We start from the raw sequence: 24812 nt of genomic DNA, 5'->3' as shown, positions 1-24812 counted from the left end.
CTGATTTCCAATAGATCTCCTCAAGGTTTTTCAACCAACTGGGGGGACTCGAACAGCGGTTTTGATGGATTTAAGGCCAAACCGAATGGCAGCGCCCTTTTTGAAAGCAAAAAGGGCGCTATTTTTTTCAAAATTCTTATACAAATATTACGGCGCCGAATTGGTGGTTTCAGAGAATCACCGATCCGGCGCCTTTTTTCATTTCAAAGAAGATCGGGCAGTCAAAAAGGGGGTGTTGCCTGTCAGAAGGATGGATGCACGAAGTATGTACAAGTAAAGGAGGAGCAAGATCAATGAAAAAAAGTAGCAGTGGCTGGAAAAAGGGCGCCGCAATCTCCACGACCAAGAGTCCGCCGCAAAAGAGTTCGATCCGCAGATACCATGTTACCTTTAAGCCGAAACGCCCGCGAAAACCCAGGCAGCGGGAAATCAAAGAGCAGAAGCCGGTTTGCCGGAAGTTTAGTCGGTGCGAGGGCTGCCCTTATCCTGCCCACGGATTCCTGTGCTGGGGAGAGGATGGCCACTGCCTGCGGACGATCTTGGAAAGATCCAATTCGCAGGAACCATAAACCGAGGCAATGCCTATAGATCAAAGTCCATTTCCTTTTCAAGAGCAGAGAAGCAAGAGCCGTCAAGAGCAGCGATTGTATCAACCGTAATTTGTGAGCCATCCATCATGACCAGAAGGTTTTCGTTGAGGAGGAATTTTCGAACAATACCGTTTGCGGTCCTGTATGCGCCGCCGGCCTTCCGGCCATCCGGTTGAAAATATGTGATCGTCACCTCCGGTTGCTGGGGCAGGAGCTCCAGAAGCAGCCGGAGTTTTTCGTTGAGCTCCGCTTTGACGGATTCGTCCAATTCCACCTTCTGGTCCGTGAGACGAGCTGTCTCCCGGATGAGGGCATCGTAGCCGACCAGGGCGGCAAAGGGAGCGAATTGCGCTGCCCGGTTTTGCATGGGCATCGCCGGCTGAACAGCGGACGTATGGTGCGGCAAGTTCAATATATCATCGTATGCGCTACTCATGGTGCCCTCCCACCTGGCGGTTCCGTTCTATGGCGGTGGCGCCATCCTCCAGGTTCATTCCCTTGAGGATCGCGTTCTTTCCATACTTTTTCTTGATGTCCAGCATAGCGGCCTGGATCTTTTTCTCCCTGTCCAGAGCGGCCTCCCGGCGCCTGCGCGCCTCCGCCGCAGGTCCGAAGTTCGAAAACAGGTCCAGCTGCTCACAGCTGCAGTCATCTCCTACACTGCCGACGGGCTGCACCCGAACCGCGGTGAGGTTGAGGCGCCGGATCAGAAGGCCCTGATTCACGATCCGGTCAAAAAGGCCGGAAGCTGCGCCGATGAGCACTTTTGCAGAGGAGGTCTCCCCTTCCAGATTGGCGGTCCCATGGGCATGCTTGGGGATCTCCCGCCCATAAGGATCTCTGGTGACGGCCCCATGATACCGCCTCCGGCGTTCCGGGTCCTGCAGATTTTCCCGATCATATCCCACGGTCAGGGTCAGCTGCTTCGTCACCAGCCCCTTTTCCACCAAGTCCAGAGCAAGCTGGTCCGCCATTTCGCACACGACCAGTCTGGCCTTGGCGAAGGAATACGGTTCCTGCAGCACTTGGCCGGAGCCGAGGCTGCTGAACTCCGGTTTGTAAGCCTTGATGTCCGCAATGGTGCAGGGCTCCCAGCCCCAGGCATGGTCGATCAGCAGCTCCGCATTGACTTCAAAGAGTTGGTACAGCAGTTTTTCGTTGTAGTAATCCGTTGGTTTCCCAACAGAGCAGCGGGCGATATCGCCCATGGTGTGCAGCCCGTGGGCCTCCAGCTTTTTCGCATATCCGCGCCCTATCATCCAGATGTCAGTCAGGGGACGGTGATCCCAGAGCAGACGCCGGTACGATTGCTCATTCAAAAATGCGATCCGAACACCGTTTTCATCCGGCTTGATCCGTTTTGCCACGATGTCCATGGCGACTTTGCAGAGATAGAGGTTCGGACCGATCCCGGCTGTTGCGGTGATCCCTGTGGTTTTCAGGACATCCTGAATCATTCGTTCAGCGATGCCCATGGGAGAAAGGCCATAGGTACTCAAATAGTTGGTGACATCCATAAACACCTCGTCAATGGAGTAGGGATGGATATCCTCCGGTGCGATGTATTTGAGATAGACCTCGAAGACGCGGGCGCTGTAGTCCATGTAGAGTTTCATGCGCGGCGGCGCCACCAGATAGTCCAGCGCCAACTCCGGGTGAGACTTCAACTCCGGATCGTTGGTGGATGAGCCGGAAAAAGCGCGGCCGGGTGCTTTCCGCAGCCGTTCCGCATTCACCTGCTTTACCCGCTCCACGACCTCAAAAAGACGTGCCCGGCCGGAAATGCCGTAGGCCTTGAGGGATGGAGTCACCGCAAGGCAGATGGTCTTTTCCGTGCGGGAGAGATCCGCCACAACGAGGTTGGTGGTGAGGGGATCGAGGCCCCGTTCCACGCACTCGACGGAGGCGTAAAAAGACTTCAAGTCAATCGCAAGATATGCCTTATCAGCCACGAATCATCCCTCCTTTTCTTCCTCTGCTGTTCTGCCGCTATTGTATCATAGAACAAGTGTTCTATTCAAGGGGGAAGAATCGGAAAAGTATGTAGAAAATTCAGGAGGAAAAAGAATGATACAAACCATCGTCAGCAACGCACGTGTCCCGGAATACGGGCAGGCCACCATTTCCTTCCCGATCAGGGAGGAGGACTATCCCAGCGTGGTCAATATGCTCCAGCGCATGGGCCTGGGGAATCCGCTGGAGCGGGACTGCCGGGTGGACGAGGTCATCGGAGACTGGCCGATCCTCAAGCGGCTGGAGAAGGTGGCGATCAATCTCGACGAGATGGATTATCTCGCCAAGCGGCTGGACAGCTTTGACACGCAGGAAAAGGCTAAATTCCAGGCGGCCGCCGTCAAATACGGGCTTTTCGATATGAGGTATCTGATCGATCTGACGTTCTGCTGCCAGGAGACAACGGTGATCACCGACTTCTCTGATTTGGAGAAAGTCGGTCGCCGCCATTATCTGGACGTGAACGGCGGCTCCGCCTCCCGTGAAGAACTGGAGAATGTGGACGGGTATGAAACCGCGCTGCTGCTGATCGGCGACGGTGACGGCACCATCACGCCGTATGGTGTGATCTACGACAACGGGATGCAGCTCCGACCTGTCTATGACGGCCAGAACTTCCCGCTGTATCAGAGCAGTGACAGTGTCTTTCTGCTTGGCCTGAGCCACAAATCGGAATTGAGCATGAACAGCGCCACCACATGGGTCTTCCTGCCCTCCAGTGCACAGCGGCTGGAGAGGGCCCTTGAAAGGAGCGGGTTTGAAGGCACGGATGATCTCCACATCCGTCTTTCGGAAAGCATGGCTCCCAACGAAATTGATTCCCGACTGGACGTGGAGCATGAGTCTCTGAATGATTTGAATCAGCTGGCAAGCGCCATCGTACTGCTGGATGATGCCCAGAGGGTAAAGCTTGGAGCAGTTGTGCAGATGGCAAATCCGCGGTCAGCGACGGAGATGACAGCTCTGGCCCAAAACCTGGATCTGTTCGATTTTGTCCCCGGCATCCATTCTCCGAGAGAATATGGCGAGTTCATGATCCGGGAGTCCGGCCACTTCGACCTGGACGATGATCTGGCGCCTTTTATCGACTATGAAGCATACGGACAAAAGCAGATCAACGCTGAAGGCGGCGTTTTCAATGATCAGGGCTATGTTGCCTACAAGGGTCCGCAGAGCCTGTCGGAACTGCTGATGAGGCCCCCGGTCGAACAGAGGTACACCGGACCGGAAATGCAGATGGGAGGCTTTTCGAGATGATTACATTGCATTTGAACCGCGGAAAGGACCTGGAGGGCATCTACATCAGGCTTCCGGCTCCCCAGGAGAAAATCGAGGAGGCGATGACTCGGCTTGACGCAATCAGCGAGGATACTGCCACGACAAGAATCCTGAATGTATCCAGCAGCGTGAAAAACCTTGGCGACTACATTCAAGATACGGACCTCAGCCAGCCTGACGGCTTGCAGAAAGTCGCGGCTCTGGCGGAGAAACTTCAGCCGCTGGATCGGGAGTCCTGCCTGAAATTTGAGGGGATGCTGGATGCCAACATGGTCCAGGGCGTGGATGACGTCATGAAGCTGGCGGATTGCCTGGACGAGTATGTGCTGCTGCCGGAGGTGGAGACAGGAAGCGCGCTTGGGCGATATCTGGTAAATCAAGGCGCTTTCGAGTGTCCGGATCACCTCCGGCCCTATCTGGACTGTCAGGCAATCGGTCAGGAATTCTACAGCAATCACGGCGGAGCGTTCTGCCGCGGCGGTTACGCAGTGCATAAGGCGGAGCTGCCCGGAACCCTCCAACGCCGCCATGAGGAGATAGCTGGCGTGATCTCGTTGGACCTTCGGACCGGCAGCGGCCTATCCCACACGCTTTCCCTGCCTGCCTCCCCGGAATCTCTGCGATGGGCAAAAGAGTCTCTGGACATCACAGATTTCGCAGAGGCGGAGATCGTCGCGGTACACTATGAATTCCCGTATCTTTCGGTGCTGGTCCCCTCCGACCTGATCACGGTTGAGTCCGCAAATGAACTGGCATCCTGTCTGGTGACGATGCGGCAGGTGGACCACGAGGTGGAGAAATACCTTGCCATTCTGGATGCGGAGCAGCTGGAGACCTTTCAGGACGCCCTCAAAATGGCTTTTGAGCGGGACAATTTCGAGCGGGTCCCGGTGGACTTGGAGGCATACGGAAAGGCCTCCTTACGGCGGATCGGGGCAGATCAGGCGGTGCTGAAAGCCATAGGCAGGTTTATGGATTTTGAGGGATACGGTGAGGAGGCCATGGAGCGGGACGGCGTCATGAGGACCCGATTCGCTGCCATCCGCCGCGTTTCGAAGCCTATGGAGCAGCACCACCAGGAACGGACCGTAAAATTTGGAGGGCTTGGAAGATGAGCCTCTTTGATGAATTATATGGATATTTGAGTACAGATACACTCTGCAGAATGTATTACTGCGGTGATCATGAGGTATTTGAGTTCTATAAAGAATATGATGAAAATTCCATCATTTCTAGACGCGAATATCCCTTTTTGGAGAGTCTGCTGAGTTTCCTGGAAATAGATCACACATCAGATTTCCTGCAATTGGACCAAATTAAACGCGACTTGGTTTTATATCCCGGCTATCAAGACCGGAAGCGCGCCGAAACTGCCCAGCGTGAGCTGCGGGGATTGTCAAAGACTCATATCTACTATCAGATTATGAACATTGCATGCCGCCAAGAGCTTATAAAAGCAGAACATTACCATGGATATAGCCTGTACGCACTTAATCGCCTGCTTCGGTTTTGCAATAATCCCAATATGTATATTTCCTATATTACTGAGTTTATTGAAAATGTTCTGAATATCGACCACGCAGGACGGTACCCAAAGCGTCGAATGAAGCAGCTATATGAGCATACCATGGAGGATAGTGACGATGTCTTCCGCTTCCAACCTATTTCCATTAGCTACAAAATGGTAAAGGAGGGGGAAATCGTCCCTGTACTCTATTCCAGCAATATCTTGGAACTTATGGACTTTGCTCTTAGGACCTGTGTGGAGAGGGAAATCACGGTCCGCCGCTGTAAAAACTGCGGGCGCTATTTTGCTCAGACAGGCCGTGTCAGCGCGGAATACTGTTCACGGCCGCCGGCAGAGGGACAAGCAGTCTGTCGGGAATTCGGCGCCTTCCAGCAATGGACGCTCAAACAAGAGAACGATCCAATCTACAAGGCATACCGCAGGGAATATAAGAGGCGTTTCGCGTGGATCAAGGCGGGCCGGATTACCGCGGAAGCGTTCTATGCCTGGAGTAAACAGGCACAGGAGAAACACAAAGAATGCGAGAAGGGCCATCTTTCGCTGGAGGAGTTTCAAGCATGGCTGAAAAAGGAGGGCTGATATGAATTCACGTAATACGGATTTGGAGCAGGCAAAACTGGTGGCACACGCGCTTCTGGAGGTGGAGATCCAGCCGACAGAGTTCTCCCCTATGATCGTGAGCCATCCGTTTACCAATACCGGAGTTGTGCTTTTCCCTGACGAGCAGGGGAATTTCACCCAGGCAGACCTGCTCAATCAACCGACCGACTTGGACCGGTGGCGGAAAAGAGTTGGGGAGCAGATCGACAAGGCAAAAAACGTGTCCCAGATCTTTATGCTGCTCAATAAGCCCTACTATCTGACCTTCATAAAGTATGCGGCTCCCCATCTTTCAGAGAAAGACCTGGGGCAGCTCCTGTCAGATGCCTGGATCATGAGTGAGTTCCCCAATGCCGACAGGAACGTCGGCACAAGAGAACTGCTTGCACTGTTCAAGTCCGTCTCGCCGGAGTACCTCATGGACCAGAAGGACTGGCAGAGGTATCAGTCATTGGGGGACCCTGTGACTGTGTATCGCGGTGTTTCATCTGCCGACAAGGGCAATGTCAAGGCCCTGTCCTGGACACTGGACCGAAAGACTGCGGAGTGGTTTGCTCACCGATTCGGAAAAGACGGCACCGTATACACGGCCCAAATCAAAAAGGACGATATTCACGCCTACTTTAGTGGGAGAAAGGAGTCTGAAGTTATCGTAAATCCCGACCGCCTGGAAAAAATTATGGTGGCGCCGAGACTGCAGATACGGGAGACCATGAAAATGAAGTAGGGCACACGGCCTTTCCTGTAATCACACAGCGAAAAAAGTACTGGCTATTTCTATAATACAATGGTATGTTGTGGACTTACCAAGAAAGGGAAAGGAGATGAAAGGAATGAAACAGAAGCCTGCCCAGCAGAGCAAATTGAATATTCAGCTGAGGCCCGCTTCCGTTGAGGAGGCGGGCCTTTTCTACTCCCAGATGGAAGAAGGCGGAGATCAGGCGCTCGGCACCGTGGGCCACCTGCGGATGGACTTCGGGCAAGGCGGCGGGGAATTCTGGACCTCGTGGTGGGGACGTGGTGACGAGCAGCTGAAGACCCCGGAGTTTCAGAAGGAGCTCCGGCAGGTCGTGGACGAACTGCAGCGCAGCGGTCCTCTGAAGGATCTGAAATCCATGCGAGCCTATTGCGGCAGCCACGGCGGTGCCATCGCAGACGGGGGCTCCACCCACGGCTACATTGCGGAAACGGAGCACTACCGCTACTGCCTCCGCTGTACCCCGCTGCCGGGCCATTATCAGGGCTATCTGTACTGCTACGACCTCCGCCAGCAGCGACTGACGCAAAAAGAGGCTCTGGTGGGCCGGGTGACCTACGCCGGCGGCGAGGAGCGGACCTTTACGGATGCGCAGAAATACCTGGACACCATTCGGGAGGAGCTTCCGTATCAGGCCACCACCGGCTTCCGCTATGAGACGCTGACGGAAGATCCTGCGGTGCGGAAAGCGGCGGACGATCTCCTGCTGGACTTTGCCGGAGAGGAAAATCCCCGGCGGGCCTGCAATTACGGCATGACGGAGGCTGGGAAGCAGGCGCTCCGGGAAGCCGCCGATCCCGACAGCCCCCACACCTATGCCTGGTTCGTGATGACGGACTGCAATACGCCGGGTGAGCAGATCCACCGGGACCTGACGCTGGAGGATGCGGTCCGCCTCTATCGGGACAGCACCCGGCCGGAGAAGCGGTTGGGCGTTACCAAGGACGGGATCGCCACAGTGGACTTCCTGCGGGAAAAGGATGGCGAGCAGGTCTTTTTCCAGGACCACAGGCAGATGGACAGCTTCCGCAATGACCCGGCGATCTTTGAGGCGGTGCAGCTGATCCACCGTGAGCTGGAGTGGAGCGCCCCCGTGCGGGGCATGAAGATGGGAGGTCTGAAATGATCCAAAAGGAATGGCTGGAGTTTTTGCGGGAGCAGTACCCCGCCGGATACCGGGTCCGGCTCAGCGAGATGCAGGACGATTCGGACCCCGTCGCACCCGGCAGCATGGGTACCCTGGACCACATTGACGATGCCGGCAAGTTCCATGTGAACTGGGACGACGGCAGGACGCTGCCTCTTGTGATTGGCGTGGACCGCTTCCGTATCCTGCCTCCGGAGGCCCGGACCGTCAAATTCTACATGCCGCTGACGGCGGAATTCTTCGGATATGACGAATGGGGCGACCGGGAGGAGTACGGGTATGACCTGAACGGCAGAGACTTGCGGGGCTATGAGGGGGCGATTCGAACAGCCCTGGTGGACAACCGAATGCCGGAAGAAGCAGACCGCGGGATGATGCATTGGTATGACGAGCAGGACGGCGTCAACGACAAGGTCCAGTCTGCGGCCTTCGATGTGGAAAACCGGGACGGTCAGCTCTGGGGCATTGCAGAGTGCAAGGTGGTCGGTATCCTGACGCCGGAGGAGAAGGAAAAACTGGCAGATTTCATCACCGGACAGGCTTCGGACGGCTGGGGCGAGGGCTTTGAGCAGAGAGAAATCGAGGTGAACGACGGAATCCTGAATGTACATCTCTGGAACAACGGAAATTGGACGATCCTGACAGAGAAAGAAAAATTCAGCCCCGATTCCCTCACCCGGCTCCCTGACATGTGCTGGTCTGTCCTGCCGGGGGAAGGGACGCTGATCTGCATCAAGAAGGGCGTAAAAGGGTACTTCCCCAGCAAGTGGTGCACCGGCGACAGGGCCCAGAACCGCTATGTGGCGGACTACAACAACCGGCGGCGGGGCATCACCCCGGCTCAGGAGCGGGCGATGCTGGCCGGCAGTATGCACGGCTGGGACATCCCCATGGCCGACCCTGTGGTCCAGGAGCGGATCTTGGGTGCAAAAAATAACCTTGAAATGAAGGGACCGTGAGTCCCTCAACAAGCTGAAAAGGAGGAAATCTGAATTGAGTGAGAAAGTATTTGGCGTGTATCTGGCCAAAGAGGACCCGGAAAGCGACGCCTATGCCAAGTTGGATCTCCCCGCCCAGCCTTGGGAGCTGCTGGATGCCCTGGACAAACTGCACTTGCAGGAGGGCGACCGCCTCTACCTGGAGATCGACGACTACTATGACTTCGAGGAACTGGCGACGGTCTTGCAGGACCGGGAGGACAGCCTCGCGGAGCTGAATGATCTGGCAGAGCGGCTCACCCGGCTCAATGATGTTCACCGCACGGCCCTGCAGGGCCTGATCCAAATGGAAACCGCCAAAGGCGGAGGCGGGATCAGCGTCACCCGGCTCCGGGACCTGACCGAGAGCGCGGACTGCTGCCATGTCGTGCCGGAGGCCCTCAATGACAGCCAGCTGGGTAGGTTTTATGCCGAAAACGGCTTTGTGCCGGAGGTGGAGGGGATCTCGGACACCGTGTTCGAGCTGCTGGACTTCACGGCCATCGGCCTGCGGGCCCGGAAGGAGGAAGGCGGCGTCTTCACGCGGAAGGGATATGTCCTTCAGAACAGCGATCTCAAGCGGGCGCCTTCCGTAGCCAGAGAGATCGCGGAGCCGGACTACATGGTCCTGCTGGAAGTGGCCGGGCTGCAGGGGGATGGACCCGCACAGGACGGCACCGGCCCGATCCTGGTCAAGCTGCCTGCGACGCCGGAGGAACTGGAGACTGTGACGGAGCGCCTGAATGTCGCTTCTTCACAAGAGCTGTGGTAGCGCTGCATCGACTGTGTGATCCCGGAGATGCGGGATGCGGTTTCCTCGGCCAGTGAGATCCGAGAGGTCAACCGCTTCGCACAGATGGCGGCTGCCATGTCCCAGGAGCAGCTGAAAGTGTACAAGGCTGTGCTGGAGGGCCTGCGGTGCTGCGATCTCGCTTCCGCAGCTGATCAAGCAGACACACTGGATTCGTATCTTCTGAGGGAGGATATCTATTCACCCTCTGGACTTGCGAAGGAGAAGATCCGGTCCAACATGGATGAAACCATGGTGGATCATGTCCTGACGAACCTGAATCTGTATCGTTACGGAGAAAACTTGATGGCGGCGGAGCACTGCACCCAGACCGGCTATGGCCTGCTCCAGCGCCGGGACGGTCAGGAGCTCCGTATCCAGGACAAACATATCGGAATGATGGAAATGAGGCGATGAAAAATGAACCAAAAGCAAGAGGCCCTCCTGGGCCTTCCCCTGACCAATGCGGAGAGGGAGTGGCTGACAGGCCGGCTGGAGATGCTCTCCGTAAAAGAAAGTTACCAGTTGTCCGCGGCGCTCATGCGGTCCGGGAGGCTGCAGGAACTGATGGGAAAAGACCGTGAGGAGCTGCAAGCCACCGTGCTGCGGATGAAGCCGGACGTAGCCGTGGAGGCGATCAACTGCCTGATGACGCTGCACGACTACGAGGTCTGCCATCCGGCGGGCAGCTATGAAGCCCTGGGGCACTTCTTCCTGCAATATGAGAGCGGCGTCCCCAAGGAGGCCCTGCCCTTCGTGGACCTGGCCCAGCTGGGCAGGCGCTATGAGGATCTCCATCCGGGACTCTTTATCGGCGGCAGCTATGTGATCTATCCCACCAAGGAACCGGAGCAGCCCTATACCGGCCACAACCTGGCGGAGCTGGATGATTCGGACTGGAGCGTCCGGCTGAAGATCGCCTCCGCCGAAAAGCCGGAGGGCGTCTGGGTCCGGCTGCCGGACTACTCCATGGTGAATGATGACAAGGCGGATGAAGTGGAATTGGCCCTTCTGGAGTTGAAGGCCGATACCATTCAGGAGTGTACGCTGCTGGATGCCCGCTGTGTCCTCCCGGAAGTGAAGAACTTGGTAAGCGAATACCGAGAAGTGGCGGATCTCATCTATGACGGGAACGACCTGGGCTTCCTGCTGGACGAGCAGGGCCAGGGGCTGCCGCATTTCAGCGAGAAGCTCCATGCGGCTCTGGCCTATGAAAAATGCACCCGCCTGGGCGCGGCACTGGACATCGCACAGAACCTCCGGTGCTATGACTTCGTGCCGAAGGAGGAGGTAGGGTCCTTCGCCGGAAAGTACCTGGAATCCAGGGGGATCGAAGAAGGACACGTGAGCCTGATCTCCGAGTGCATGGATCGGGAGAGCTACGGGAGATACCTGCTGGCCCAGCAGGGTTACCAGCAGCATGCGGCCAGCGGCAGCTTCATCCGCCGGAATCAGCTGGACTTCTGCTATGAGCGCAGCCAGCCGCCGGCGCCGCAGGCGCAGTTTGAGATGAGGCGCTGACCGGAAAAGCAGAGGAGGAATCATAATGCCTACATTCCGGATTACGGACTGTTTCGGAGAACAGGTCACCTTGCAGCCCCGGCTGGGCCTGTACTCCGTCACGGATTTTATGGGTCAGGAAATGCCGGGGCTGGCCATCATCCTGGACCGGCTGGGCAGTACGCCGGAGGAGACGGAGCAGTATGCCGTGCTGACGACTTCCTTTGGAGAGTTCATCAGCATCAAGGACTGCGCGTACATCGACACCAACAACTGCTATTTTGCCCCGGAACTGCTGGAACAGGGGATCGCAGAGAATACCGGCCTGACCAAAAGAAGCGGATTCTGTGAGTACCCGCTGTGGCACTTCAAGGAGGATTTCCTCCGAGAGATCGGCGGAGACGCCTACGAGAAGTACTCCAGATCCTTTCATTCCTATATGCAAAAGGGTCCGTTTGGGGGGCCTGGACCTGTGGAAGAACCGAAAAGTCAGATGGGAGGGATGAGGATGAAGTAAGCAGTAAGACACCTTTAAAACAGTAAATTCAAGATCAGGGGCCGTTTTCCCGAGCGGGACAGCGGCCCCCTCTTTTTTTGTGCCCTTTTTCGGGAAAACGAGTCCCGGAAAGGGGATTCAATAGATGGAAGAAATGCTGCTGAATTATTTGAAAGTGGCTTGCAGAGGGAGGGAATTTTGTGCCAGCAGCACAGAATTAGGGCGGGCCATTGGCGTAGGAAGAAAGACGGTACAAAAGCTTGTGAGTCGGCTGCGGCGAAAGAAAATTCCGATTTGCAGTACCAGCAACGGCTACTTCTATGCGAAGACCGCTCAGGACATTATCAGAACAATCGAACTGCTCCAGAGGATGATCGATGGGCTGCAGGCCGACATTCAAAGCTTGAAAGCCTGTCTTGCTGTGTGCTTCTTCATAGATGGTGGACGCGATGGCTAAGCCGCCTTTTCCGTGGGTCGGGAGCAAGCGAAAGCTGCTCCAATACATCTACCAGCTGATTCCGTCAGACATAAGAAACTTCGTAGAGCCGTTTGGCGGAAGTGCTGCAGTCACTTTGGGGATGCGTTCCAGCTCTAAGCGGAGAGACGTTTACAATGACCTCAACCGTAATCTGACGAACTTCTTTATGTGCCTGCGGGATAAGACAAATGTCCTGCTGCGGGAACTGAAGTTTCTTCCGATCCATTCGAGATTCCTGTTTGAAGTGTATAAGCTGTTTCTGGCACATGAAGAAATTCACTGGAAGGTCTATGAAAAGAACATCCGCGAGGAACTTCAAGTTCTGGAGGACCGAACCTGCTTTACAGAAGAACAGGCGGAGGAGCTTCGCCCGATTTATGCTCAAAAGCTGGAAAACTTCGATGTGGAACGCGCAGCGATGTTTTACAAATGCGTTCGCGGCAGCTATAGCGCAACCGTATCCTCTTTCGGGTCAAAAGCACTGCGGCTCTATAATTTCCTGTATCTGCTGAAGCCAGCGGCGAAGCGACTGGAAGATGTTGTGATCGAGAATAAAAATGCCATCACTCTGATCAAGGACGAGAAGCGTCCGGGAACATTCTTTTATTGCGACCCACCGTACTTTGATGCTGAGGATCAGTATGAGGTCAAAATGGACAAGCGGTTCCATGTCCGCCTCTGGATGGCATTGGACAGCAGTAAGGGGCGATTCCTGCTCTCCTACAATGACTGTTCCTTTATTCGCCAGCTCTATAAAAATTATTATATTCTGGCCCTGACCCGGAACAACCCGCTTTCCCATCAGCCTGATGCCACCTACGAGGAGCTGTTCATCACCAACTATGACCCAACGCCCTACCTCAATGTCCAATTGAGCTTCTTTGAGCGGATAACCAGGTCGAAAGGTGAATTGGTTCTGATCCATACTCCGGAAAACCGGAAGGCAGCATAGGCCGTGGGACAAGAACCTGCCGCAGCAAGACATAATACTTTAATTTATAGGAGGAACACCATTATGCAAAATATTCTGCTCATCCGTAAGACTGGTGATGAGAAACAAATTCTTCCCGGTGCAGTCATGAAGATGGGCGGTCTGGACCAGGCGGAATGTCTGCTCATTCATGCCGAGGCGGGCCACATTTTAATCAGCAATGCTGATCTTACCCCCAGAGAAAAAATGCGTCTGATCACTTATCTTTATGATGACATTGATGATTTGTGCCAGCAGCTGGTCGAGGCCAGCAACAAGGTCAGCGGGGAATTCCATTTGAAGTATGATCCGCTGTGCGAAGTCGATGAGGGCGTTGTGGAAGATCTGATTTGCATGGGGGCTGATGAAGACTGCCTGCGTATCTTGCTGATGAAAGAGGCGGAAAAGCAGGATGAAAAATGATACGTACCTCTACAGAGGAAGCCTGGAGTATGCCCGGCGGAATAATGAGGTATCCCTCTGGCGGGCCAGCCACCGGGCGAACATCGCCTGCAAAAAGGCGATTGAGGAAAGTATCCGCCAGGGTTTTGACGGGATGCACCTTCAGGAAGGCTGCATTCAGGGCGTTCTGGAGGAATACGGCTTCAAGCGTGTCAATTGGGTGCTGGCCAACACCGTCCGGGAAAAGCTCTGGGACGGCCGGTTCAGCCGGGACAACAAGGAGTGGGCGTGCTGCCAGATGATCCCGCCTGATCCGGAGCATAACTGCGAATTCGTTGTAGAAAGCCATCCGGCGGTGCTGGATGGCTTTTTGAATGAAGTCCGGACAGCGTTCCGCAATCTGAACCTTTTCGGGCCGGAGCACTGCTGCCCGGATTCCCGTGCCGCGCTGGACTACGAGGGAAAGGTGCTGGTCCTCAGCGCCGATGCCTTAAAAGAGTCCTGCTGGTCTCAAGAGAACCAGCTCTGGTATGCCCACGACGGATTTGGCTGCCATCCCCATGCCATTGGGCGGTCCATCCGCTGTATCTGCTTGGGAGACGGCGAGGAGACGCGCTGGAACCGTTCGGATTTCACCGGCATTCTCAAGGATGAGTTTCTGCCGGACTGGGCCGCCGGGAAGCTGAAAGAGCTTATTGGGCAGAAAAATCCGGATTTGCAGAAAACGATAGAGATCACTGATAAGGAACAGGGCCTTTCCAAAGGGCCTACGCTTCCTGATCACCGAACCATGAAATGAGGTGTATGATGAGCATTTCCTATTACACCATGGCTGATGCCGGAAGAAGAAAGCCTCCTTGTGCAAAGCAGAGTGTGGTAGAGCGGTTCCATAACCTGAGCGACGCATTGGCGCGATATCGTGAACTGCCGGCAACAGGTGAAAAGACTCTGGGACTGGCCGACGGTATCCGAGCACTGGAATTGGTGCGCTGCGTACCGCTGTTTCCCACCGACCGGGAAGGGGAAAGCATTCTCTCATCTGATCCGCGGAAACACCCATTTTGGGCCAAACGGACAGAAGCGATCCTGGCGATGGAGACATGTAAGCGGATGCTGAAGCTTCGGTACATGACCCAGGGGCGCATCCGTGTCCCGATCCCCGATACACAGGAATTACCGAAGGAATTGAAGGGCAAGCGGTTATGGATGAAGGAGCCCCATGACGATCCGAAGACTGCAATCCAAAGAGTCAGAGTAATCGGTAAGGGACTCATGCTGCCGGGAGTTCTGCTTGAGGAAGTCAACCCGCCTCATCTGGTCTTTGAGTATTGGGTCGATCTGGTCGACTCGGAAGGCGCATACGACTACCGCCCCATGCAGCCCTGGATGTTTGACCTGCTGGCCCAGCAGACAATGGCGCAGATGAAAGATGAAAAGGAGGAATGACCCATGAACCGGAACCCCCAGAAAGAGGCAGCTCCCAATTACGAGCAGCTCCCCATGCAGCTCCATGTCAAAATCTACCTCTCTAAGAAGGAGGGCGGCCCCCTGGCCTATGCTTCTGTCAATCTGAACGGCTGCTTTGCCGTACAGGGCATTCAGATCCGGGACAGCAAGAACGGCCCCTTTGTTTCCATGCCCAGCCGGAAGGTGGGTACGAAATACATGGATTACTGCTTCCCCTGTACCTCCGAGTTCAAGAAGACATTTGACGAAACTGTTCTGGAAGCCTATCGCATGGAGATGCATCAGACCCAGAAGCAGCAGAATGGCCCCACGATGGGCGGAATGAAAATGAAGGGGTGAAAACACATCATGAAGAAACTGTTTACCATCTGCGCCGCGGTACTGTGCCTGACCGCCGCATTGACGCCGGCGGCCATGGCCGCTGAAGCCCCGGAGGTCCAGGTATGCTATCCCACCTCCGTCACCCGGAGCGAGGACGGCAGCGAGATCCGCAAGGTCTATGACCTGTCCCCGGAGGACGATCCCGCGGGGATCTCCCGCTCGGATTTCGAGCAGGACGGCTATCACTATACCCTGACAGATCTGCTCAAACAGGAGCTCCCGGAGCATGAGGAGCGCCAGCACACGGAGACGGTCTCCCTCCAGAGCGACAAGAAAGACATGGAGTCCGTGCTGGCCCTGCTGCCCCAGGAGAAGGAGTTCATCACTGACGACGGACTGATCGGCACGCTGGAGCTGCAGCTGGATACCGTTCAGGTGGAGGTGGCCGGATACGGCAGCTCCACCAAGAAGGTGTCCGCTACCCGCTCTTATCCCAATCTGGTCAATCAGGATACCGCCAATATCCCCAAGACCATCACGGACAATGGCCGCACGCTGACGCTGGAGACGCTCCAGTGGCAGACGGACAACACCGCCTCTCTGGATGGTTACGCCCTGGGCGACCGGTTCACCGCTGTGGCCACCTATACCGGCAGCGCCACCAGCAGCTATGTGACCGGCTACACAGTGACCGCGGACTACACCGGCACCGTCAGCCACATCGCGCTGGACCGTGTGCGGTATGTGGCCATCTTCGAGGGCACTCCCATCCAGCCCCTGACGGGAACTGAGGACAGCAGCTCCGGCCAATTCAACTGGGGCGCCCTGCTGCTGCCGTTCGGGATCGTGGCGGCAGTCGGCGCGGGGATCGGCGCGGCAGTCTTTTTCCGCCGGCGCAGCGAAGTGGTGGAGGTCGAGAGCGACGAGAAGTCCCAGTGAGTGAAAAGCCAAATACCTTCACATATTGCGCACCGAATCAATGCGTTCCAAAGGGGAACGGAAAGGAGTCATTATGAAGAAAGCACTGAGCGTCCTGCTCTTTGTGTGCCTGATGGCGGGCCTGACCATCCAGGCCGGGGCTCTGGAATACACCATCGACGCCCCCGGCGACCCTGACTACGGCAAGCCTACGTCCATCGAGCCTGTGATTACGGCAGACGGCGGCGCCGCAGTCAACGAGGACCGCAGCAAGAATGCGGCGCTGATCCCGCCGGCCTTCGGCAGCCCCAGCGCCTATACCCTCAACACCGGCACCTATCTCACGCCCAACCTGGCCCCCGGCGGCATGGCGGCCACCGGCGCGGTCATCAACGGCGGCGCCGCGGCGGTCGTCACCCCTGGGACCCCCGTCACCAGTTCGCCTCCCTCCACCGGCAGCTCTTCGTCCTCCGGCACCGTCGGCTACACCGAGGTGACGGAGGATCTCTATTATTCCGGCGGATATCTCGCCACGCTGAAGATCCCTGCCCTTGACCTCTCGGTGAAGGTCTACCAGGGAACAGACAGCGCAACACTCCGCAAGGGTGTTGGGCACTTCGAGAAAACTTCTGCTTGGAGCGGAAATACGGCGTTGGCATCACACAACAGAGGCGAAAATGACTATTTTGGAGAGATCCACACCCTGGATATCGGGGATAAGATCCAGTACACCACGAAGCTGGGCACCCGAACCTATCGGGTGACCTCTGTGGAAAAGGTCTCCGAGACGGACCGAAGCGGCCTCACGCCGACCACGGAAAACTGCCTGACCCTCTATACCTGCGTTCGCGACCAGAGCGCATACCGCTGGTGTGTCCGGGCGGTGGAGGTGTGATGTTCAAACTGCTTCATTTTCGGGCATTGTTTTTCCACAATCATCAATGGCTTTCCTCCTCATTCTTCGATATGATGAAAGGACAAAAGGACCGCTATGACGGTCCGCGAGTTCCTTGACATCCACCCCGATGCGGACCTGGATCTGCGGACTCCGGCTGGCCGGATCTACCTGGACGCCGCCGTCCGGGGACGGCTGGAGAGCGGCAGACCGGTGATCGCTGACAGCGGAAGCCCAAAAACAGCCGTGTATGTGCGGGCGGGCGATTTGCTGGAACAGGTGGTCTGCTCCGCTTATCAGACCCACGGCCTGTGGCGGGTGTCCGCTACAAAAGATCACCGCGTCGGGAAAGCGGCCAGGTACTGGCCCAAGCTCAAGATGAGGAGGTAAGCGATGAAAAACAGAGGGAAAAACATTGGACTGCTGCTGACAGGCATGGCGGTGGGCGCTGCCCTGTGCGGCGGCGCCTATGCCGCTGGGATCGTGGCCCAGCCCACCTGGCAGCCCATCTTCGTGGATGGACAGCAGGTGGAGATGGAGGCGTACAACATTAACGGCAACAACTATGTCAAGCTCCGGGACATCGGAAAGGAGGTGGGCTTCAACGTCTACTGGCAGGACGGCGTCCAGGTTGACAGCGATGCGGACTATACCGGCGAGCCGCCATCCGCTCCGGGCATCAGCAGCGTCAAAGGTACGACTCTGGCACCTGGAGAACGAAGCGGACTCATCATCAGCGGAGGAGGAGCAGGATGCGTCGTTACATCCAGCAATCCCAAAGTGGCCTCCGTTGAGAAGGTGTCCGGCAGCTGGGTCGTGGAAGCTCATGCGGAAGGAACGGCGACCCTCACTGCGAAGGATGCCGGCGGGGGTGCCTGTACTGTCACCATCACGGTTGCAGGTGATGACAGCGGACCTGCTGACCAAACGACCGCAGAGGTGGATCTGACGGCCAACGCCGACATCCGGCAGAAAATGGTGGACCTGATCAATCAGGTCCGTCTGGAGAATGGCGCGGCTGCGCTCACGATCAGTGACCCTCTCATGGATGCGGCGCAGGATTGTGCTTCCCAATGCTTCACTTCTCATAATAATCAGTATGAGGGCGAAGCGGCCACAAACTATGGATACGAGCATGGCTTCGGCTCGAACCTGACGTGGTTCACTGCAAGAGGGGATACCGATATTGCCCAGACAGCAGTCACGAACTGGGTGAATTCAAGCGGGCACTTCCAGACCATGGTATCCACCAAATATGACTGCGTCGGAGTAGGCGTCTGCATCAGGAACAACATTGCCTACTGCTATATGTTCGCAGGAAATCCGAACAGTGTAAATGCATACGGATAAAAACCCAATATATCGGTGAATCGGCCTTTCAGAAATACTGAAAGGCCGATTCTTTTTTTGTTTATGACGAAAAAAAGGAGGATTATCACATGAAAACCATGCGACATTCCCTTCGCATGCGGATGACAGCCCTATTGCTGGCGCTGGTCTGCGTGGTGGGACTGCTTCCCATCAGTGCCATGGCCGCTGGAACGGACACGATCAAGCTGGAGCGATTCGGCATGTCCGGCGTCTCCTATACCTCCGCGAGCCTTGGCACGTGTACTCTCCATCAAATGTATTATGACTACGGCGGCGAAACTACCGTCGGCTTTTGCGGGACCAAGGGCGGCGGCATGGGCGCAAGCCTGATCGGTCAGACCTGGGGTTCCCCCCAGGAAATTGCCGATCCCAGCGTGAAGCTGATGATGGCGTACTACTACGCCCACTCCACCGGGACCTTCACGGATCAGGCCCGTGCGCTTGGCGTGGACAACATTTGGGACTCCGGCTATACATGGTATATGAATGCCTGGGTCCAGGCCATCCTGTGGCGCTATCAGGCGGGCTCTTTTTCTGATCCTGTCACAGCCAGCGCCGAAGAGTTGATGTACGTCTACAATTCCCTGGAGGGCACGAGCTACACCAGCATCGATCAGACGATCGATGGGATCTCTTTCAGGGATCGGACCCAGTACATCTTTGATCTTGGCAACCAGGGTGTCTGGGGAGACTGCACAGTATATGAATACTCCTTCACCGGCGCAGGCTCCAGCACACACCCCGCAGGCACGGTCCAGAAGGTTGTGATCGGGGATCTGAGTGTCGGCGGCACGGAGGAGACTTACTCGATCACAGTGAAAAAGGTCGACGCGACCAACCCCACGAAGGGGCTGCCCGGCGCCAAGTTTCACATTGAATCCATCAACGGGTCTTTTTCCAAGGATGTGGTAACGGGAGCGGACGGCTCTATCACGGTGGAGGGGCTGTCGGCAAATACCTATGCCATTACTGAGGCGGAGGCGCCGGAAGGCTACGAGATCGATAATGCCGGCCCGGAATATGTGGTCCTCCCCAACAATGGGAGCAATACCGTAACGATCACATTTACCGACACCCCGGTCGTTACTGCCAGCGGAAGCATCCGCAAGGTAGACGCTGACGATCCCACCAGAGGCCTTGCGGGGTCTGTAATTCAGATCGATGGCGTAGACAACAATTTCACCGGCACATACACCACGGCGGCGGGCGGCGCCCTGACGGACGTCCCCTGGGATACCATGCCCATCGGCAGCTATACGGCGACAGAGGTCACCCCGCCGGATGGATATACCCTCAGCGATGATCCCGATAAAACCAAGCAGGAATTCTACTGGGACGGCAAAAGCGATGTGGCGCTGGTATTTGAGAATGATGCCAGAGTGAAAGTGGAACTGCTCAAGCTGGACGAATCCGAGTCTCCGCTCTCGGGCGCCGTTTTCAACATCATCAGAGACGGACAGGTCATTGGATCTGAGGTGACGGACGCAGCTGGCCGCATCACCGTGCCGAATGTGACGGAGGGAATGTATGCCTTCGTCGAGGTCTCCGCGCCGGAAGGCTACGCCAGACTGACGGAGCCTGTCATTGCGCATGTGGATCAGGCTGCGGTCAACGGCGGAGGTACCGTCACCGTTACCGCCAAAAACCTCCTGCTTCCCGAACTGACCATCTCCAAGGTCGACGCCGCGGATCTGACGACACCCATTCCGGGGACTGTATTTCGGATCGAGGGCCTGGACAGCGACTATCAGCACGATGTGACGACCGGAGCGGACGGCACGGTTTCGATCCGCCTGATGCCGGGCACCTATCGGATCATTGAGCAGTCTGTCCCGGCTCCCTACTATCTGCCGGACAAGGATGCGGACAGGGAGCAGACCATCTCCCTTCGTGCCGGTGATGAAAAAACGATTTCTTTCAAGAACAGCAAGGCCCCTGAGCTGACCATCTATAAGGAAGACAGCGTTGCCGGCGCTCCTGTTGAGGGGGCGCTTTTCCATGTCACTTATGTGAGCACGGGAGAGGCGGCGGATGCCCCTGAGAGCTATGACTTTGGGGAAATTCTGACCGACGCGAATGGCGAGATCAAATTGCATGAGCAGGGCCTCCGTCTCTATCCCGGCGAGTATACGGTGACTGAAGTGAAACCGGCTTCTGGATTTCAGATGAAGGAGCCGAGCACTCAGAAAATCATTCTCCACGGCGGAGAGATCAAAACGCTCACATTCCAGAACGAACCGCTCAACGCCATTATCGTTGAAAAGTACGACAGTGTGACCGGTGAGGCGCTTCCCGGATGCACGTTCCAACTGAGATACCTTGGTGGTGTCAGCGGCAGCGGCGGGAACATCCTTGGACAGAAAACGACCGGCAAGAACGGGACTGCGATTTGGACCGGTCTCAAAGCCGGGACCTATATTCTGGAGGAAATCGATCCCGCGGACGGGTATAGCATCATCCAGTCTTCCGAAACCATCTATCTTGCGGACAGCGGAGAACAGTCGGTTGTGACGGTCCGCTTTGAGAATATGCCGGACGGAATCCTTCTGATCCGCAAGGTCTGCTCCGTCAATCCCAGCGTGACTCTTGCAAATGCGGAATTCAAAATCATGTATGCGGACGGCACTCTGATTGGCGACAGCAACGGACTCTACCGGACGGATGAAAATGGCGAGATCCGCATCGAGGGGCTTAAGCCCGGCAAGAGCGTGGTGGTCACGGAGACCCAGGCTCCTCCGGGCTACCTGATCGATACGCAGTCTCAGACTGTCCAGATCAAGGAGGGCCGCACGGTCAGCTTGACTTTCAAAAACCAGCCCAAAGGCGAGCTGATCATTCAAAAGCGGGATAGTGCAACAGGGCAGCCGCTTTCTGGCGCGGAGTTCCGGCTCACCACGGCGGCCGGCTGTGAGGTGGGCCTGGACGGAGTCATCGGAGACAGCACGCTGACACAGAACGGGATTTTCACAACCGATGCCAATGGTGAGATCCATATCACCAATCTGGCCCCCGGCGCCTACGTCATCACGGAGATCAAGGCGCCCACCGGCTATGTGATGGATCAGCCTTCCACCAATGTGGTCATTGGAGCCAATGGCGATACCCAGACGGTCGTCATTAAGAACTCCAAGGCCGGCAGCCTGATCATCGACAAACGGAATCCTCTCACCGGAGAGCCCCTGGAAGGTGTCACGTTCAAGGTAACCACCGCTACTGGTGAGTTTGTCCCGGATGAAAACGGCTATATCTCCAGCAACGGCCTCTATTTCACGGACAAAGACGGTAAGATCCGGATCAATGGCGTTGTTGGCACCTTGGTGGTCACGGAAACTGCCACCATCCCCGGTTACACCATCGACCCGGCGACCCAGACACAGACTGTGGTGGTCAATCCCAATGATACGCAGACGCTGACGTTCTATAACACCCCCAGTACCACCCTGGTGATTGAAAAATACATTGAGGGCACTTCCGTGCCGATCAAGGGCGTTACGTTCCTGGTTACGGACTCCAGCAGTGCGGTTGTGGGGCCGAGCAATGGCGAGTATATCACAGATGAGGATGGCCGCATTGTGATCACGGATCTGGAGCCTGGTACGACGGTGACCGCGCGGGAAGTCAAAACTTTGGAGGGTTATGTTCTGGACAGCACTCCAAAATCCATTCTCATCAAAACGGGTGAAGTCCAAACGCTTCGTTTTTACAACCAGGCTGCCGGGACCATTGTCATTCGAAAACTGGACTCGGTGACAAAGGAGCCTCTGGCCGGTGTGGAGTTTGAGCTGACCTATGCCGACGGCGGCTATGTGGACGATGCCAATGGCCATCTGTCCAGCAAGGGCCTTTATACCACAGATGCCAATGGCGAGATCCGCATCAGCGGTGTTTCAGGTATTATCGTAGTCATGGAGACAAAAACCATTGAAGGATACACCATTGATGAGGCTACGCGGAGTCAGACGGTCCAGGTCAATCCCGAAGATACGCAGACGCTGACATTCTATAATGACCCCATTGGCGGAGTGGAAATCATCAAGGTCAACGCCAGTAATACCTCCGAGCGCATCCCGAATGTGACCTTTGAAATTCGGAAGGTGGATGACGAGCTGGTCGACACGGTTACCACTGATGAAAATGGCCGCGCCTTTGTTTCCCTGGAAGATGGGGCATATTACGCCGTTGAGATTGAGGCAGCAAAGGGTTTCAAGCTCGATGATACGCCGCACTACTTTGAAGTAGAGAACGGAAAAACAGCGACTGTCAGGATTACCAATCAGGCCATGTCCGGAATCATGATCCATAAAACGGACAGTGCTACGGGGGAGGGCCTCTACGGGGTCACGTTCCTTCTGTATGATGATACGAATACCCCCATCGGCCAGTACACCAGTGATGACCGGGGCTACGTCTACATCGAGAATCTGGAGAGTGGCCGCTACTACCTGCGGGAGCTGGAAAATGAAGGCTATGTGCCGGACACCGAGCGGAAAACCGTCTATGTGAAGTCCGGCGAGACAACGCTGGTGGAGTGGGAGAATACCCCCATCACAGGCCAGATCCAGATCACCAAGACCTCGGAAGACTACAACAGCATGAACGGCTGGCCCGCTGGGACGCCGATCCCCAACACGGAATTCGAGATCTACAACTACCGGACCGGGAATCTGGTGGATACCATCGTGACTGACAAAAACGGAGTCGCGGTCACCAAGCCCCTGCATTTGGGCCGGTACAAGATCGTGGAATCCCGCTCTGCGGATTTTTACGGCCTGGACAAGACTCCCATTGAGGTGGAGATCGAGTTCGCGGGGCAGATCGTCAAGGCAGCCATGACCAACAAGAGCCTCTACACCAACGTGTCCATCAAGAAGACCGGATATGTGGAGGCGGTCCCCGGTCAGACGCTGCGCTACGATTTCTCCGGCATCGCCAACAACTCCACCACGGCCCTGGAGTCTTTCTACTGGAGGGACACCCTGCCGACCTTCGCGGCGCTGGACAAGATCGTGACGGGTACCTACAACGTGCCCGGAAATTACAAGATCGTCTATAAGACCAACTACAGCGGCGACAGCTGGCGGGTGCTGGCGGATAGCCTCAGCACCCAGCAGAACTACGTGCTGGACGCCTCTCCCGCGGTCCTGGGCCTCGGCTCCGGCGAGCGGGTGACGGAGTTCATGGTGTCCTTCGGCATCGTGCCCTCCAACTTCCGGCAGGTGGAGGCGCCGGTGGTGTACTGCACCGCCAGCAAGTGGCTGACCGGCGGCAGCCAGGTGGTCAATCAGGCGGACGTCGGCGGCGTCCATAACGGACAGTGGATCATGGCCACCTCCCGATGGGTGACTACGATCTACAAAGCCTCTCAGCCTCTGCCCCGGACCGGATATTAAAAGCTGTATGACACAGAGCGCCGCCCGTTTGGGCGGCGCTCTCCCGTGTGGAGGTAGTTATGAAAATCAAAAAAATGCTGTTTCTTGCCGCGGCGGTACTCCTTCTGGCCTGCGTTTGCAGCTCCGCCGCCTTTGCAGCAGAGGGCGATGTGGCAGGCGCGATTGAGGAGACGTGGGATGCGGCGTCTGACCAGATCAAGACTGTGGTCGATAATGTGGTGTTTCCCGCCCTGGACATGATCCTGGCGATTGCGTTTTTTGTCAAGCTGGGAAGCGCGTATTTTGACTACCGGAAAGGCCACCAATTCGAATGGGCGGGGCCTGCGATCCTCCTCGCGTGCCTGATCTTCTGCCTGACGGCGCCCAACTATATCTGGGGCATCGTGGGTATGTGATTGGGAGGCGCACGATGACAAATCAGGAATTTCGCCTTAAGATGCGGGATCTCCTGCCCGGCTGCTCCGAGCCGGCCATGGAGTCCTGGACGAAATATGCCCGTCATTTGGACACTGAAGACATGATTTTCGAGGCGGATTTTTACGATGAGATCTATGTCAATTTGTCACTGATCAAGCAGTACCAGGGCGAACAGATCGCACGGGAGCTGTTTGACTATGGCGAGAAATTCACGTTCAATTCATTCGAATTGCGCGGCGCAGCCGCGAAGCTGACCGAAGGCTGGTCCCTGGAGGAGATCAGCGAACATGCCGTGGAATTCGGCTGCGACGCGACAGAGGAGGAGTTTCAGGAGTCCAGAGCTGCGCTCAAGGCATTCCGGGACCGCGAACATGGTTTCCCGGAAATGAGAATGAAATAAACAACAGGGGCCGCACGATCCTGCGGCCCCTGTGTCGTATGGATGGTGCGCCCCATCTGAGAGTGAGGTGACACCGGAAGTTGTTCATTTGGGATTTTGTGGCCGCC

The 24812-nt window shown here is 56.3% G+C and carries 25 protein-coding genes; 23 read left to right on the top strand and 2 right to left on the bottom strand.

What is annotated here, in order from left to right; translation table 11 throughout:
* Positions 1–582 precede the first annotated feature (582 nt).
* On the bottom strand, positions 583–1026 hold the full coding sequence (locus ACVDHE_RS01260; RefSeq protein ID WP_458885356.1) for a hypothetical protein: 444 nt from the start codon (positions 1024–1026) through the stop codon (positions 583–585).
* Positions 1019–2542, bottom strand: coding sequence for a Y-family DNA polymerase (locus ACVDHE_RS01255; protein WP_458885355.1), 1524 nt, complete (start codon positions 2540–2542; stop codon positions 1019–1021). Before ACVDHE_RS01255 ends, ACVDHE_RS01260 begins: the two co-directional genes overlap by 8 nt.
* A gap of 115 nt (positions 2543–2657) precedes the next feature.
* On the opposite strand from ACVDHE_RS01255, the gene ACVDHE_RS01250 reads away from it, so the two are divergent.
* The 23 genes from ACVDHE_RS01250 to ACVDHE_RS01140 all read left to right on the top strand — a co-directional run bounded on the left by ACVDHE_RS01250 (position 2658) and on the right by ACVDHE_RS01140 (position 24705).
* Positions 2658–3860 (top strand): antirestriction protein ArdA, encoded by a 1203-nt coding sequence (locus ACVDHE_RS01250; protein WP_458885354.1) that lies wholly within the window; start codon positions 2658–2660, stop codon positions 3858–3860.
* Positions 3857–4996: an antirestriction protein ArdA gene (locus tag ACVDHE_RS01245; RefSeq protein WP_458885353.1), complete on the top strand. Its 1140-nt coding sequence runs from the start codon at positions 3857–3859 to the stop codon at positions 4994–4996. Before ACVDHE_RS01250 ends, ACVDHE_RS01245 begins: the two co-directional genes overlap by 4 nt.
* Positions 4993–5988, top strand: coding sequence for a DUF6076 domain-containing protein (locus tag ACVDHE_RS01240; RefSeq protein ID WP_458885352.1), 996 nt, complete (start codon positions 4993–4995; stop codon positions 5986–5988). The genes ACVDHE_RS01245 and ACVDHE_RS01240 overlap by 4 nt, the downstream gene beginning before the upstream one ends.
* 1 nt (position 5989) lies before the next feature.
* Entirely contained in the window at positions 5990–6736 is a 747-nt protein-coding gene (locus tag ACVDHE_RS01235; RefSeq protein ID WP_458885351.1) for a hypothetical protein, read from the top strand.
* Positions 6737–6842: 106 nt separating this feature from the next.
* Complete coding sequence (locus ACVDHE_RS01230; RefSeq protein WP_458885350.1) at positions 6843–7892, top strand: hypothetical protein; 1050 nt, start codon at positions 6843–6845, stop codon at positions 7890–7892.
* The gene (locus tag ACVDHE_RS01225; protein WP_458885349.1) at positions 7889–8872 is read left to right on the top strand and encodes a DUF4314 domain-containing protein; all 984 of its coding nucleotides are present in this window, start codon (positions 7889–7891) and stop codon (positions 8870–8872) included. Before ACVDHE_RS01230 ends, ACVDHE_RS01225 begins: the two co-directional genes overlap by 4 nt.
* A 34-nt stretch (positions 8873–8906) precedes the next feature.
* On the top strand, positions 8907–9662 hold the full coding sequence (locus ACVDHE_RS01220) for a hypothetical protein (RefSeq protein ID WP_458885348.1): 756 nt from the start codon (positions 8907–8909) through the stop codon (positions 9660–9662).
* 27 nt (positions 9663–9689) lie between these two features.
* A complete protein-coding gene (locus ACVDHE_RS01215; protein ID WP_458885347.1) occupies positions 9690–10097 on the top strand; it encodes a hypothetical protein in 408 nt (135 codons plus the stop codon).
* A 3-nt stretch (positions 10098–10100) separates the two neighbouring features.
* Positions 10101–11201, top strand: coding sequence for a hypothetical protein (locus ACVDHE_RS01210; RefSeq protein ID WP_458885346.1), 1101 nt, complete (start codon positions 10101–10103; stop codon positions 11199–11201).
* A gap of 25 nt (positions 11202–11226) precedes the next feature.
* Positions 11227–11697, top strand: coding sequence for a DUF4313 domain-containing protein (locus ACVDHE_RS01205; protein WP_458884921.1), 471 nt, complete (start codon positions 11227–11229; stop codon positions 11695–11697).
* A 124-nt stretch (positions 11698–11821) separates the two neighbouring features.
* Complete coding sequence (locus ACVDHE_RS01200; protein WP_458884920.1) at positions 11822–12133, top strand: hypothetical protein; 312 nt, start codon at positions 11822–11824, stop codon at positions 12131–12133.
* The gene (locus ACVDHE_RS01195) at positions 12114–13106 is read left to right on the top strand and encodes a DNA adenine methylase (RefSeq protein ID WP_458884919.1); all 993 of its coding nucleotides are present in this window, start codon (positions 12114–12116) and stop codon (positions 13104–13106) included. The genes ACVDHE_RS01200 and ACVDHE_RS01195 overlap by 20 nt, the downstream gene beginning before the upstream one ends.
* A 63-nt stretch (positions 13107–13169) precedes the next feature.
* Positions 13170–13547 carry a hypothetical protein gene (locus tag ACVDHE_RS01190; RefSeq protein ID WP_458884918.1) on the top strand — a complete coding sequence of 126 codons (378 nt, stop codon included), beginning with the start codon at positions 13170–13172 and terminating at the stop codon, positions 13545–13547.
* Positions 13537–14325, top strand: a complete 789-nt coding sequence (locus ACVDHE_RS01185) for a DUF3849 domain-containing protein (RefSeq protein WP_458884917.1) — start codon at positions 13537–13539, stop codon at positions 14323–14325. Before ACVDHE_RS01190 ends, ACVDHE_RS01185 begins: the two co-directional genes overlap by 11 nt.
* Before the next feature lie 8 nt (positions 14326–14333).
* A complete protein-coding gene (locus ACVDHE_RS01180; protein ID WP_458884916.1) occupies positions 14334–14972 on the top strand; it encodes a hypothetical protein in 639 nt (212 codons plus the stop codon).
* A gap of 3 nt (positions 14973–14975) precedes the next feature.
* A complete protein-coding gene (locus tag ACVDHE_RS01175) occupies positions 14976–15332 on the top strand; it encodes a septation protein SpoVG family protein (RefSeq protein WP_458884915.1) in 357 nt (118 codons plus the stop codon).
* A gap of 9 nt (positions 15333–15341) precedes the next feature.
* Positions 15342–16253 (top strand): cell wall anchor protein, encoded by a 912-nt coding sequence (locus tag ACVDHE_RS01170; RefSeq protein WP_458884914.1) that lies wholly within the window; start codon positions 15342–15344, stop codon positions 16251–16253.
* A gap of 73 nt (positions 16254–16326) precedes the next feature.
* A complete protein-coding gene (locus ACVDHE_RS01165) occupies positions 16327–17127 on the top strand; it encodes a class D sortase (protein WP_458885345.1) in 801 nt (266 codons plus the stop codon).
* Positions 17128–17223: 96 nt separating this feature from the next.
* On the top strand, positions 17224–17517 hold the full coding sequence (locus ACVDHE_RS01160) for a hypothetical protein (RefSeq protein WP_458885344.1): 294 nt from the start codon (positions 17224–17226) through the stop codon (positions 17515–17517).
* A gap of 3 nt (positions 17518–17520) precedes the next feature.
* The gene (locus ACVDHE_RS01155; RefSeq protein ID WP_458885343.1) at positions 17521–18477 is read left to right on the top strand and encodes a CAP domain-containing protein; all 957 of its coding nucleotides are present in this window, start codon (positions 17521–17523) and stop codon (positions 18475–18477) included.
* Between the two features lie 89 nt (positions 18478–18566).
* Complete coding sequence (locus ACVDHE_RS01150) at positions 18567–23888, top strand: SpaA isopeptide-forming pilin-related protein (RefSeq protein WP_458885342.1); 5322 nt, start codon at positions 18567–18569, stop codon at positions 23886–23888.
* A gap of 59 nt (positions 23889–23947) precedes the next feature.
* Positions 23948–24283, top strand: coding sequence for a DUF3852 domain-containing protein (locus tag ACVDHE_RS01145; protein WP_458884907.1), 336 nt, complete (start codon positions 23948–23950; stop codon positions 24281–24283).
* Between the two features lie 14 nt (positions 24284–24297).
* Positions 24298–24705: a hypothetical protein gene (locus ACVDHE_RS01140; RefSeq protein ID WP_458884906.1), complete on the top strand. Its 408-nt coding sequence runs from the start codon at positions 24298–24300 to the stop codon at positions 24703–24705.
* The last annotated feature ends 107 nt before the right edge of the window (positions 24706–24812 follow it).

The sequence above is a fragment of the Dysosmobacter sp. Phy genome (assembly GCF_054476235.1).
Note: the sequence above shows the minus strand (reverse complement) of the source record. Positions and strands in the feature narration are given on the sequence as shown.